This is a genomic window from Paenibacillus sonchi (genome assembly GCF_016772475.1).
GTDB classification, from domain to species: domain Bacteria; phylum Bacillota; class Bacilli; order Paenibacillales; family Paenibacillaceae; genus Paenibacillus_AQ; species Paenibacillus_AQ sonchi.
This window is the reverse complement of the sequence record NZ_CP068595.1, coordinates 3,484,909-3,497,950: the sequence shown is the minus strand read 5'-3', so window position 1 is coordinate 3,497,950 and position 13,042 is coordinate 3,484,909. Positions and strand designations below refer to the sequence as shown.

Annotated in this window: 15 protein-coding genes; 11 read left to right on the top strand and 4 right to left on the bottom strand. The window is 52.6% G+C overall.

Going from position 1 to position 13,042, the window contains the following annotated elements:
• The first annotated feature begins 90 nt into the window (after positions 1-90).
• The 10 genes from JI735_RS35815 to JI735_RS15885 all read left to right on the top strand — a co-directional run bounded on the left by JI735_RS35815 (position 91) and on the right by JI735_RS15885 (position 8,796).
• On the top strand, positions 91-339 hold the full coding sequence (locus JI735_RS35815; protein ID WP_233476423.1) for a hypothetical protein: 249 nt from the start codon (positions 91-93) through the stop codon (positions 337-339).
• Positions 321-1,745, top strand: coding sequence for a spore germination protein (locus JI735_RS15925; RefSeq protein WP_325175627.1), 1,425 nt, complete (start codon positions 321-323; stop codon positions 1,743-1,745). The genes JI735_RS35815 and JI735_RS15925 overlap by 19 nt, the downstream gene beginning before the upstream one ends.
• On the top strand, positions 1,693-2,790 hold the full coding sequence (locus JI735_RS15920; protein ID WP_039838181.1) for a GerAB/ArcD/ProY family transporter: 1,098 nt from the start codon (positions 1,693-1,695) through the stop codon (positions 2,788-2,790). The genes JI735_RS15925 and JI735_RS15920 overlap by 53 nt, the downstream gene beginning before the upstream one ends.
• Positions 2,787-4,007, top strand: coding sequence for a Ger(x)C family spore germination protein (locus JI735_RS15915; RefSeq protein ID WP_039838182.1), 1,221 nt, complete (start codon positions 2,787-2,789; stop codon positions 4,005-4,007). Before JI735_RS15920 ends, JI735_RS15915 begins: the two co-directional genes overlap by 4 nt.
• Before the next feature lie 51 nt (positions 4,008-4,058).
• A complete protein-coding gene (locus JI735_RS15910) occupies positions 4,059-4,244 on the top strand; it encodes a CLC_0170 family protein (protein WP_157771467.1) in 186 nt (61 codons plus the stop codon).
• A gap of 103 nt (positions 4,245-4,347) precedes the next feature.
• Positions 4,348-5,373 (top strand): RluA family pseudouridine synthase, encoded by a 1,026-nt coding sequence (locus JI735_RS15905; protein WP_039838184.1) that lies wholly within the window; start codon positions 4,348-4,350, stop codon positions 5,371-5,373.
• Positions 5,374-5,468: 95 nt separating this feature from the next.
• Positions 5,469-5,987, top strand: a complete 519-nt coding sequence (locus JI735_RS15900; RefSeq protein ID WP_039838185.1) for a hypothetical protein — start codon at positions 5,469-5,471, stop codon at positions 5,985-5,987.
• A gap of 21 nt (positions 5,988-6,008) precedes the next feature.
• Positions 6,009-6,404, top strand: coding sequence for a hypothetical protein (locus tag JI735_RS15895; RefSeq protein ID WP_039838186.1), 396 nt, complete (start codon positions 6,009-6,011; stop codon positions 6,402-6,404).
• A gap of 59 nt (positions 6,405-6,463) precedes the next feature.
• Entirely contained in the window at positions 6,464-7,033 is a 570-nt protein-coding gene (gene dhaS / locus JI735_RS15890; RefSeq protein WP_039838187.1) for a dihydroxyacetone kinase transcriptional activator DhaS, read from the top strand.
• A 167-nt stretch (positions 7,034-7,200) separates the two neighbouring features.
• Positions 7,201-8,796 carry an oleate hydratase gene (locus JI735_RS15885; protein WP_039838188.1) on the top strand — a complete coding sequence of 532 codons (1,596 nt, stop codon included), beginning with the start codon at positions 7,201-7,203 and terminating at the stop codon, positions 8,794-8,796.
• Between the two features lie 158 nt (positions 8,797-8,954).
• Here JI735_RS15885 and JI735_RS15880 read toward each other — a convergent pair whose 3' ends face one another.
• From JI735_RS15880 to JI735_RS15870, 3 genes are all read right to left on the bottom strand, one after another.
• Positions 8,955-9,677: a DsbA family oxidoreductase gene (locus JI735_RS15880; protein WP_039838189.1), complete on the bottom strand. Its 723-nt coding sequence runs from the start codon at positions 9,675-9,677 to the stop codon at positions 8,955-8,957.
• A 198-nt stretch (positions 9,678-9,875) separates the two neighbouring features.
• The gene (locus JI735_RS15875; protein ID WP_202677559.1) at positions 9,876-10,640 is read right to left on the bottom strand and encodes a glycosyltransferase family 4 protein; all 765 of its coding nucleotides are present in this window, start codon (positions 10,638-10,640) and stop codon (positions 9,876-9,878) included.
• On the bottom strand, positions 10,637-11,161 hold the full coding sequence (locus JI735_RS15870) for a hypothetical protein (protein WP_202677558.1): 525 nt from the start codon (positions 11,159-11,161) through the stop codon (positions 10,637-10,639). Before JI735_RS15870 ends, JI735_RS15875 begins: the two co-directional genes overlap by 4 nt.
• A 410-nt stretch (positions 11,162-11,571) precedes the next feature.
• On the opposite strand from JI735_RS15870, the gene JI735_RS15865 reads away from it, so the two are divergent.
• Positions 11,572-12,504, top strand: coding sequence for a glycosyltransferase family 2 protein (locus JI735_RS15865; protein ID WP_039838190.1), 933 nt, complete (start codon positions 11,572-11,574; stop codon positions 12,502-12,504).
• 310 nt (positions 12,505-12,814) lie between these two features.
• Here JI735_RS15865 and JI735_RS36920 read toward each other — a convergent pair whose 3' ends face one another.
• A complete protein-coding gene (locus tag JI735_RS36920) occupies positions 12,815-12,949 on the bottom strand; it encodes a hypothetical protein (RefSeq protein WP_267919254.1) in 135 nt (44 codons plus the stop codon).
• Positions 12,950-13,042: the final 93 nt, after the last annotated feature.

Genomic DNA, 13,042 nt, shown 5'->3' with positions numbered 1-13,042 from the left:
CCGGAAGTGTAAATCGGGGCATAAAAAATCCTGTTCTAAGCAACACTTGATAGTGATCTTCCAAACTTTCAGCCCCAAGGAGGCGGTGACATGCAAGCTTGGAAAGAGAAATATATTTCATATATCCAAAAACAAAAGCAGCCGTACCCCGCTCCACCGGAACCGGGCAAGGAAAAGCTGAGTCTCAGCCTGTCAGCCAATCTGGAAAGGCTGCTTAACCGGCTCGGCCAGAGCAGTGATCTGGTCGTGCGTGATTTCCTGCTGTTCGGCCGGTACGGGGCAGCGCTTGTTTTTTCTCCTCCCTTGTCAATCAGGAGCAGATTCAGGAGCATATCCTGAAACCGCTCATGGCCCGTTCCGATGACCACCCAGGATTTCCTGACAATCTCGCCGGGCTGTCCCATTATATCTGGAATACAGCGCTTCAAGTCACACAGGGAACCACTGAAGAAGATTTGTCCGCCCTGCCTTCCGGAATCGTCAAAGGCCAGCTGATTCTGCTGATAGAGGGTTCAGCCGAAGCCCTTGTGCTGGACATGCGGCAGGTCGACACCCGTGGTGTAGAGCAGCCGCAGACGGAACAGGTAATCCGGGGACCGAGGGAAGGGTATGTAGAGAAGCTGGAGAACAATCTCTCCCTTCTGCGCTATCGGCTGCAGAGTACGGATTTCCGGATTGAGATCAGTCCCATCGGGGCACGGACCCAATCGCGGGTAGCCTTGTGTTATCTGGACAGTCTGGCCGGCCCGAAGCTGGTAGCCGAGGTGATGCGCAGAATTTCAATGATTCAAACCGACGGCATCATTGATGCGGGATACATCGAACAATTCATCGAAGACCAGCCGTTGTCTCCTTTCCCGCAGGTTCAGAGCACAGAGCGGCCGGACAAAACGGTAGCCGCTTTGCTTGAAGGGCGGGTTGCTGTCCTGGTAGACGGCTCGCCTTTTGCCCTGATCGTTCCCGCCCTGTTCAACCAGTTCTTCCAGACGGTGGATGACTATACCGAGCGCTTTATTATGGGCAGCCTCATTCGCATAATCCGCCTGATCGCCTTGGCCTTCTCCCTGTTTTTCCCGGCTTTGTATGTGTCGGTCATTTCGTTTAACCCGGAGCTGATGCCTACCGATTTCGCCGTAGCCATCTCCGGGGGACGCGCCGGCGTGCCTTTCCCGGCTGTGCTGGAGGTGCTGATTATGGAGGTCTCTATGGAGGTGCTGCGCGAGGCCACCATCCGCCTGCCGCAGATGATCGGCGGGGCCTTATCCATTGTCGGTGTGCTCGTTATCGGCCAGGCAGCGGTGGCAGCGGGACTGGCGAGTCCAATCACTGTGGTGATTGTCGCGCTGACGACTATCGGCTCTTTTGCCACACCTGCTTATAATGCCGCGATTGCACTGCGTATGCTGAGGTTTCCGCTGATCCTTCTGGCCGGGATGTTCGGACTCTATGGCGTGATGATCGGCACCATCCTGATTATCAACCATCTGTTGTTCCTCGAATCCTTTGCTGTGCCCTATATGTCTCCGTACATCCCCGGCAAATGGCGCGATTGGAAGGACTCGCTCGTGAGAGTACCTTTGTGGTGGATGCGCAGCCGCCCCAGTTTTCTGCACACCCGGGATAATACCAGGCTTCCTGCCTCCACTCCCGGGAATTATACCGCACAGATTCTTCAGCAGGGAGGAGAGACCAGTGAACCATTCCCGGCAGATCACAACGCTGCGGGCAGCAGCCGTAATCAGTAGCACCATTATTGGGATAGGGATTCTCAGCTTTCCCCGCTATATGGCCGATGCCGGGGGCAGCAGCGCACCTTTGGTTGCTTTTACCGGCGTTCTGATCTCCTTCTTCAGCTTCTGGCTGCTGGCCGCGCTGTGCCGGCGCTTCCCCAAAGAATCTCTGTTTGTGTTCAGCCGCCGGCTTATCGGCCGGCCGCTGGCCATGTTCTTCACTTTGATTATTTGGCTCATTTTCATCATGCTTACCGGCCTTACCGCCCGTCAATTCGGAGATGTCGCTACAAGTGTGCTGTTCAATAAAACACCAATTGAAGCGACCGTTATTTTGATGCTGCTGATCTGCCAGCTGTCGGCCCGAAGGAATATAATCAAGTTTTCCTACATTCATTTCTTCTACCTGCCGCTGATTATTGGCCCGGTGATCATAACTATCCTTATTTCTATGAGAGATGTCGACCTGCTGAATCTTCAGCCTGTCCTGACCGCTCCCTCAGCCTCCTTTTGGAGAGGCGCCATTGAAGCGAGCTATCTGTTCCAAAGCTCTTTTATCATCACACTGCTGGTTCCTTTTATGCAGCTGCCTAAGCAGGCTGTACGGGCAGGCGCAATCGGTATTTTCGCAGCCGGAGCCGTATATCTGCTGATTGTTATCGCCTCCGTAGGCATGTTCGGTGTGGAGGAAACCAAGCTGCTGATTTATCCCACACTGGAAACCGCCCGCTCGGCGGTCGTTGGAGACGGTTTTTTGGAACGGCTGGACGCCCTGTTCATTGTTATATGGGTAATCTCTGTCTTCACCACCATCTACACTACCTATTATATAGCCGCCTATCTGCTGCAGAATTTGCTTGCATTCAGGGATCAGCGGATGACCTCCAGTGTACTGCTCCCTTTAGTTTTTGCCATTGCCATGCTCCCGAAGAATGTCTTTGAGACCTACACATGGACCCTCCTGCTGGGGAAAATGTCCATGATCCTGATGGTCGGCTACCCCGCTCTGTTATGGGCCGTATATGGGGTCCGCCGTTTCCGGAAGAAGGTGCTCCCATGAACAGGCTGCTGCGGAAAATAAGCTCCGGATTGCTGGCGGCTGCCGTCATCAGCCTTTTTCTTACCGGATGCTGGGATCAAGTCGAAATCGAGGACCGGGCACTGGTGCTGGGATTATCCATTGATGCCGTCCCTCCGGAAAAAGCAGATCAGGAAGAAGAGGTCACCCATCTTTCGGATACTCCGGTGCCGGAGGAAATGATCAGCGTCACAGCGCAGATCGCCGTGCCGGGACGTGTGCCGCTGGGTCCGGGAAGCGGCAGCAGCGAGGACGGGAAGACAAGCCCGGTGTGGGTGGTTACGGTGACGGGGCATTCGCTTGATGATGCCATGAATAATCTGCAGCAGCAGATTGCCGACCCGCGCTATCTCGTGCATTTGCGGGTAATTGTCATCAGCGAAGACATCGCCCGGGGAAGGATGGATGATCTCAATGATTATCTCCGGCGCAATCCCGAAGTCCGGCGCAGAACCTGGCTGCTGGTATCCCAAGGCCGGGCCTCGCAGTTCATGGATGTCAAGCCTCCGCTGCAGCGCGTGCCTACACTATACATCCTCTCCATGATGGAGAAAGCAGTAACCTCGGGCAAGTTTCCTCCCGATTATATCGGCACCTACTGGTCAGCGGATTCCAAGTGGGGACAAAGCGCTTATCTGCCTTATGTGGCGCTGCGCAACAAAGACAATGTACTGATTAACGGATTGGCTTACTTCAGCCAGGGCAAAATGGTCAATACCACCAAGCCGCTTGAAATCGGCGCGTTCATGGCGGTCCAGGGAATGGACCCGGGCGGGTACTCCGCTTTTTTCAAAACAAGGGAGCTCGGCGTGGTCATGACCAAAACTAATAAACGATACACAAAAACCCGCAGCTCCATCCGGGACGGCAAACCCGTTCTAACCTATGACATTTACCTCGAAGGGGATTTGGACGAGCACTTTCACAGCGCGAAGCCCGCCGATTCCCCGGCGAGTCTGCATGAGATTGAGCAGGAATTCAATAAGAATGTTCAGACCTTGATCCACAATCTGATCCGGCAGACCCAAAAGGACCATGCCGATATTTTTGGAATGGGCGAGATTATCCGCGCGCATCACCCTGCCTACTGGAAGGAGCATATTCATGACAAGGACGATTGGGAGAAGCTCTATGACAGTGTCACTGTGAACATTAATCTGGCTCTGCATCTGCGGAGAGTCGGACTTAAAGAGACATAAGAATCTATAAGCGGTTTAGCCGCGCAAATGGATGGAAACGGGGAGAAGCTCATGGTGCACCTAGTTACCTATACTGCTGCGATCACCATATTTTCCGCACTGATGCTGCTCACAGTGGACCGGGCGATCTATAAGTCCAGCGGATGGGTTCGCGAAAGGAAATACGCCTCTGCACTGGGATGGGGCTGCGCGGGTGTATCCTTACTGTTCATCATCTGGCGGCTTATCTTGTTATAGCTGACCGGACGGACGTCCTCTCCCTTCCCGGCTCTTTCGTAGTATTTCTTTACCGCTCATGGTATATTGAGGAGTACATTATCAGAGGACGGAGAATGCTTCCATGAATACAAGACGAAATCCCAAAGAGGGTTCCAAACGCGGCGTAAGGCCGGGAGTGAAGGCCAAAGCCCAGCCCAGGCCCGGCACAAGAGGCCCACATGGCAAACCGGGCGGCAAGCCGGGAGCAGCAGCCAAAGCAGCATCGCCGGTTAAATCATATACGGTCGCGGAGCCTGCCGAGCTGCTGGCTTTTTTGCTGAAGACTATTACAAGCCGCGGACGCAATTCCATCAAATCCATGCTCTCCCGCGGGCAGGTGTCGGTAAACGGCAAAGCCGTAACCAAGCATAATTTCCAGCTGCATCCCGGCCAGACCGTAACCATTGATCTTGAAAAACCGGTCCAGATGAAGGAAATGACCGGACTGGCCATTGTTTATGAGGACGATGATCTGATTGTGATTCAAAAGGAAGCCGGGCTGCTCTCCATCGCCACCGGTGAAGACAATGAGCTGACTGCCTACCGCCAGCTGATGGAGCATGTCCGCCAGAGCAATCCCCATAACCGTGTCTTTGTGGTGCACAGACTGGACCGCGATACTTCCGGTGTAATGATGTTTGCCAAAAGCGAACAGCTGCAGCAGAAGCTGCAGAATACATGGAAAGAAACGGTAAAGGAACGCTCCTATGTGGCATTGGTGGAAGGCGTGGTCAAAAAACCGGAGGGAACCATCAGCTCCTGGCTGAAGGAAACCTCGACGCTCAAAATGTATTCCAGTCCCCATGAAGGCGACGGCCTGCATGCCGTGACCCACTATAAGCTCATTCAGGGCAACCGCCACTTCTCTTTGCTGGAGGTGCACCTGGAAACCGGACGCAAGAATCAGATCCGCGTGCACATGTCCGATATCGGACATCCCATTGTCGGGGACAAGAAGTATGGTGCGGAGACAAAAGCTGTCGGGCGGCTCGGACTGCATGCCCGCCTGCTCTCCTTCGTACATCCGTCCTCCGGGGAACTGCTTACCTTTGAGAGCGCCATCCCCAAGACGTTCCTGAAATACTCTGCTCCGGCACCTTCGAACTGAACTCAATGAATCCGGCAGGGGAAACACGGCCGGCAACATTTTCACTATAATTTGCGTCATGATACAATATAGAGAAACGTAAGAAGGTGCGGTTCTTGTTCCATCCCACTGTATTTGACAACATCAAAATTGCCTTTGAAAACCAGATTTACGATTACGATAACCTGGATGGAATTCTTACCGTGACGGACCGTGCCGATCTGCTGAACCTGGCGCTGATGTCCCGCGAGTTCAGCTTGTCCTTCAGACTGGCCGGCAGCCAAAATGTGACGTCCCAGGTGGTTCTGCTGTCCTCGGTGAAGGAGCTGAGCGACGAAATTCTGGAAACTCCCGGCAGCGATCCCGGCTGCGGCCTTGTATTGCGCTTTTATATGCAAATCCGGAATGTGGACGTCCAGTGTGCAGCAGCCCAGCGGATTCTCAGTTCGATCTGGGGGCCGGATGTCCAGCCCGTTCAATCCCTCACTTACCGGTACGGCCAGGAAGACGGCACCTGCAACAACTGTATTGAACTGAAGTTCAACAGGCAAATTACCGAAGAGCAAATGGAGGATATTCCCCATCTTCTGGAGTTTCTTGTGCAGAGCGCGGAGGAATTGGAGGACATCTACTAACGATAACGGGGTGAAGAGTTCATGGGCTTCCTGCCAACTGCCAAAAGCAAACGCTGGTCCCTTTGGATTCCTGTGTATGCGCTTGTTCTCTGGCTGCTGCTGTTGCTGGACCGTTTTGTTTTGCTGGACAAAGATTTCAGCCCCCTCCTTCTTGCCAGGTATGCCGCTCTTGCGCTTGGTGCATCTATAGTTGTAAACGGCTTTGGCTGGCTGGGCGCGCGGCTGGTCTGGCTGATCACTACAGCCGGCATTCTGGCCGGACTGGGGCTTATGATGGCCTATACGTACCGGGAAATGTCCGGCTGGGAGGATCTTGCAGGCTTTCTCATGTTTGTAATGTTTGCACTGGGCGGATTTGCAGCCGGGCTGCTCGCAGAAGGCATCTTGTGGCTGATCAGACACCGGCGCAAGCTCTAGAACCAATTACGCGGTATCAATTCAATGTCACCAGCATCATATAATGAGGTGGATAACCCGTGTCCAATTCCCTTTTGACCAAAAAAGCCCTCGCCCATTCCCTGAAGACCCTGATGGAGCATCTACCGCTGAACAAAATTTCAGTCAAGCATCTGGTGGACGATTGCGGGCTCAACCGTCAGACATTCTATTATCATTTCCAGGATATTTTTGAGCTGCTCGGCTGGATTTACCAGACGGAAGCGTTGGAGAGCATCGCCCAATATCGCAGCTATAATACGTGGACGGACGGGTTTTACCGGATTTTTTGCTACATCGAAGCCAACAAGGCCTTTTGCAACAATACGCTGGACTCCCTGGGCAGGACGCATCTGGATGCGTATCTGTATGAAGTGACGAACGATCTGATCATGGGTGTGATTCAAGAGCTCGCGGGCGGGATGGAGGTTGACGTCGAGGATAAGCGGTTTATCGCCAATTTTTATACGCTGGCTTTTACGGGCCTTGTGATCCAGTGGATGCGCGGCGGCATGAAGGATGATCCGAAGGTGATTATCGGCAAGCTCAGTGTGCTGATTGAAGGGAATTTTGCCAAAGCGCTGCATCAATACGAGAAAAAGCTGTCGTAACCGTTTCTGGTCCGGCGGCTTTTTGGCTTCTCCGGCCTTCAGCCGTTGTCGGAAAACCTTACACTTTGCTCCAAGTGACCAAAATTCATACACTCGCAGACTATTGGCCATACCCCGTGCGCAAGCCTTGGTTTACATTAGGGACAGCAACATCAAACAGCAACCCTATGGAGGCGACACGAGTGAAAAAAGAGTACGGTAACAGCCAGGTTTATTTTGTCGGCGGCGGTATTGCATCTCTTGCAGGTGCAGCCTATCTCGTCAGAGACTGTGACTTTCCCGGACAGAACATTCACATTATTGAAGAGATGAAGATCCTCGGCGGCAGCAATGACGGTGCGGGCAACGTTGAACAAGGTTATGTCATCCGGGGCGGCCGGATGCTGAACGATGAGGCTTACGAGAACCTGTGGGAGCTGCTGAGCACCATTCCTTCAATCGACCATCCGGGGCAATCGGTGCGGGAGGAAATCACCGCCTTCGATAACGCCAATCCCACACATGGCAATGCCCGCCTGATCAACAAGAACGGTGAAGTCGAAGACGTGCTGTCGATGGGCTTCGATATGGCCGACCGTCTGGCCATGGGCAAGCTGATTATTACTCCTGAGGATAAAATGGGCAAAGCACGGATCAACGACTGGTTCGCTCCGCACTTTTTCCAGACGAATTTCTGGTATATGTGGGCAACGACATTTGCCTTCCAGCCATGGCACAGTGCGGTTGAATTCAAAAGATATATGCTCCGCTTCATGCATGAATTTCCGCGCATTCAAACGCTTGAGGGGGTTACCCGTACCCCCTATAACCAATATGATTCGATTATTCTGCCGCTGCACAAATACCTGGAGCCTTTCGGCGTAGACTTCAATCTGAAATGCACCGTCACCGATCTGGATTTCAAAGACGGCGACGGCATTACAGTTACGAAGATGCATGTGCTGCGGCAGGGCGTTCCCGATGTCATTAAGATTGCTGAAGGGGACCGCGTGATCGTTACAAACGGCTCCATGACCGAAGGCTCCAGCCTCGGTTCGATGACAACCGCTCCGCGCCTGAACGGCAAGGGAAGCTCCTGGAAGCTGTGGGAGAATATCGCCGCCAAAAAACCGGGCCTCGGCAACCCTTCCTCCTTTGACGATCATGTGGACGGCTCGAAGTGGGAATCCTTCACCGTCACCTTCCAGGACTCGGTATTCTTTGATCTTATGGAAAAATTCACACGCAACCGGGCCGGCACAGGCGCGCTTGTCACCTTCAAGGATTCCAGCTGGTTCATGTCTGTAGTGCTGGCCTTCCAGCCGCATTTCCGCAATCAGCCGGAGCATGTCAAGGTATTCTGGGGTTATGGGCTGTACCCGGACAAGGTCGGCGACTTCGTGAAGAAAAGAATGTGCGACTGTACCGGGGAAGAAATTATGCAGGAACTGATCGGCCACCTTCATTTCGAAGCGCATAAGAAAGAGATTATGGCTACCGCCAACTGTATCCCTTGCATGATGCCATACATTACCGCCCAGTTCATGCCGAGACTGAACAGCGACCGGCCGAAGGTGGTTCCCGAAGGCTCCACCAACCTGGCTTTTATCAGCCAATTCTGCGAAATTCCAGATGACGTCGTGTTCACCGAGGAATATTCCGTCCGTGCAGCCAGAATTGCCGTGTACACGCTGATGGGTGTGAACCGCCCTGTGGAGCCGATCAACCAGTATCAATATGATGTGCGGACGTTGTTCTCAAGCTTTGTGACTTCGTTCAGATAAGCCTGCTGCTCCAGGTTCCGATATAACATCCAGCAGCATTAGAAAAAGCCCCCTGCCGTTAGCATTCACTAACGGCAGGGGGCTTTGGTGCGCTGCATTCAGGCTGTGCCAATCAGCCAAGGGTCCGGGCAGGCTGCCCCAGACTGGGCATCTGCCTGTCAGATGCTGCAGGAGCCGTCGTCGCAGCCTTCGGCATCCGGGGCCTTGGACTTAGGTTGTCCGATCACCTGAAGCTCAGGCGCATTCTTCTCTTCAGCCCAGACGGTATCCAGCACCTCGGAGAAGACCGGACCCGGCTGAGCGCCTGATACGGCATATTTATTATTGAATACGAAGAATGGTACGCCCGTGATATTCAGCCGCTGTGCTTCCGCAATATCGGTGTCCACTGCATCCGTGTAGGCGTCGGTTTCCAGCATCGCTGCAGCTTCTGCTGCATCCAGCCCAACCTCGGCAGCCAGAGAAGCCAGCTCCTCACGGTCTGCCAGATTATGCCCATCGGTAAAATAAGCACGCAGCAGCCGCTCCGACATCTCGGCGCCTTTGCCTTTTGAAGCAGCAAAATGGCTCAAACGGTGGCTGTCAAAAGTGTTCGTATTCTGCACGGTATCAAAGTTAAACTCCAGACCCACACCTTTGGCTTGCTCTGCCAGTTGTGCGTTCGTGGCTATCGCTTTCTCGCGGGTCATTCCATATTTGGCAGCCAGCATATCATAAATATCCTGGGTTGCCTGCACTGGTGCACCCGGATCGAGCTGGAAGCTGCGGAAGACCACTTCTACCTTCTCTTGTCCTTCGAACTGGCTCAGCGCGTGCTCCAGCCGTCTTTTGCCGATATAACAGAATGGACAGGCATTATCGGACCATACATCTATTCTCATGGGGATTCCTCCTGAATCTTAGTAACTTAATATATCTCACTTACATAAGTATATATCACTTACAATTGTATAGTTAAAAACTGAAAATTACAAGTATATTTCTTCCGCCGCGGTTCACAGTTCAATCACTGAGCGTGAGATATAATGCTCATGATCATTCGATTGTATACATGAAATTGCTCCATACAAGCAAGCTGTTTACACGGGTGTGCCCAGCTCCGGCGCGAAGCTGTCGCCGCCAATTTGGGTTGCCGAAGGATCGAGTCCCAGGCTTTCCTGCAGCAGGTTATACAGCCGTGCCCCGATAATCTCCTCTGAGTAGTCAGAGCGGACGATCTGCAGGGCAGCTTCTCCCATCTCCGCACACAGCTCCGGGTTTCCGAGCAATGTATCCAGTGAGGCCGCCAGTGCGGACGGCTGCAGCCCTTCGGCGAGCAGGCCGCTTACCCCATCCTGAACCAGTCCGCGCACCCCCATTACATTAAAAGCAACCGTCGGAAGCCCGCAGGCCCCGGCTTCCAGGATGACCAGCGGCAGCCCTTCATACCGGGAAGGCAGCACGAACAGCTCGGAAACACTGTAGTAGCTGGCCAGAACATCCTTGTTGCGGATCGTGCCGAGGAGAATTATGCGGTCCTCCAGATTTTTTTCCTTAATCAGCGTCCTTAGGCTCTGCTCATCCGGCCCGCCGCCGGCGATCAGTATCTTCAGGTCCGGAATATGCCTGAGCTGCTCCGCAGCTTGAACCAGCAGGGAATGCCCCTTCTGATATTCGAATAAACGGCCCACCGTAATCAAATACCTGTTCTCCGGGTCCAGCCCAAGCTCCGCCAGCGCCTGCTCCTTGTCCCGCCTGTAAAAAATCGCTGAATTCACAAAATTGGGCAGCAGCCGTATCCGTTCCGCGAGATGCGGGAAGTGGCTGACCATGCTTTTCTGCTCATCCTCGTTAAGCGTTGTCAAAAAGGAAGCCTTGTGCAGCGTATGCTTCTTAATAGGCAGTATCCATTTATGTATGCTGCCCCGTGATAGGCGGCTATGATTGGAATGTTCAGTTCCTTGGCCGTTGAAGCCAGCCGTTCAAAACGTCCGGAGGCATATTCCTGGGCATAAATCAGGCTGATCCCGTCCCCGCGCAAAATTCCGGCCAGATCCTTTTGAATGGTGGATATATATTGAGAGATAAATTTGCCGATGGGTGTCCGGTGGGAAAGCGGGATCAGGCAATACGATTTATATAGTCTGCCCACAGGGATGAATTTAACGGTGCAATCCACAATGCCATGCCGGTAAGTGCGGACCTCATCGCCGACCCGGGTGAAATTGTAGATGGTGGTGCGGATGCCTTTGGTATGTAAAAGACGCGCATAGTCGAAAGAAAAATCGTTATGATACGAACTTACATATTCCTCTTCACTGAGACCCAGGCCTTTTACGAAGAAATCTTCAAAGTAATTGGTATGCATAAAGATCCCGACATGCATAACGTCTCCTCCTTAAAGTTTTGATAGCTTAAGCTTCCTGAATCCATTTCGCAAAACTGGCTTCGGAAGCATACACTTAAGTTTTTTAGCATCTACTCCCTGCATCTGCTGCGAAAAACTGACTTCGGAAGCATACACATTAGTTTTGATTAGCTTAAGCTTCCTAGATCCATTTCGCAAAACTGGCCCCGGAAGCATAGATCTAAGCTTGGTCCAAATAGTTCGTACTACTCAAAATGATCTGCAACTATTTTCCTAATCATTATAATCGTAAACGCTATAAAAAAAAGTAAACGAAAGTGGTATATACGCCCTACCTGAAGGGGGGTACACTTAGAGCAACAAGAAGTTTCGGTGCATTATATTATGGTAAAGCGGACGCGAGGCGCGTCCCGGAAGGAGTCAGCGGCATGCATGATGTGTCTATCGTAATTCCCACGCGCAACCGGATCAAAGATCTTACGCTGTGCATTGAGTCTATCGGCAGGCAGACCGATCTTGAAGATGTCTCGATTGAGCTGCTGATTGTGGACGATGGCGATATTGAGGAGCAGGTGCTGGAGTACTTCCGCAAAGTGCTGAACCGGATGCCTCAAGCGGAGCTGCGTTATTACCGCAAAACCAAGCCCGGTGTCTGGCTCTCCCGGTATGAGGCACTGGGACTCATCGATGGAGACATTCTGCTCAGCTTCGACGACGATGCCGAACTGGATGATCCGCTGTATATCCGCCGGATGCTGGATACCTACGCGACGGACAAGTCAATCGTCGGGGTCGGAGGCATAGCCAAAGGCATGTCCAGCAGCAGATCCGGCAAGCTGCTCGGTATGCTGACCTGCCAAATGTCGGCTTCGCCCGGCCGGCTGTCTGCCAGCACACTTGCAGGCTCTCTGCTGCTCTGGGGAGAGACAGAGGATACCTTTGAAACGGATTTTTTCCACGGCTGCAATATGTCCTTCCGTGCTTCGGCACTGAAGGACATGAAGCCTTATCCCTGGATGACCAGCTATGCAGTGGCTGACGATATTTATATGTGCCATCTGGCCAGCAAATACGGCAAGCTAGTGATCAATCCGGATATGAAGATTACCCACCACGAGTCTCCAAGCTCCCGTGACAAGGCGGGCCGGGTCGCGCGGGCCACGGCCGTCAACCATTATTATCTGCTGAATCTGCGCAAAGCTCCGGTGAAAAATTATGCCGCCCTGCTGTGGACGCTGACCTATCTAACCGGCAAATCGACATTGAAGCGCAACTTCAATGCCGTTTCAGGCTACCTCAGCGGCATTCTCTTCGTACTGAACCCCCGCAAGAACAAGTACCGTGAGTATATGCTGGACTAGGCACGCGCCAGCTGCCGGGAATCCATGCATGGACCGGGTTGCCCTGGACCTAACGGCTATGCCGTCCTTCATTGGATTGCATAGCCGTTTTGCATTATAAGTTTTTAGGTTACCCGCCAGCAGGCCCAAGTGGAAAAAGTAAACTTAAATCTCCTTCATGCCCCTTTTCCAGAGGTGTTAGATGGAAAAAGGACAACTAATCCGGCCGATTGCCCGCAATACAGGGAAATTCGCTTAAAATAACTTTACTTTTTCCCACTATTCCCTCTGCTTAATGCTTTTTTGCCGATTTAAGTGAACTAATTCCACTTCACCTCCCTGCAACTCTCGCGGACAGTCCCTTCCTTGCGTCCTTCCCCCTTCCCCTTCTTTCTTTTACTTGTACTTTTACTTGTACTTTTCCTTTCTTAATTCTTTCCTTATTTACTTCCTTACCTCCATCCATCCTTCCTTACTTCCTTGCTCTCTTGCTTCCTTCCTTGCACCCTTTCCTTCCCCCTCCTACTTAACTCCCAGTCTTTACGCCATACCTACAATA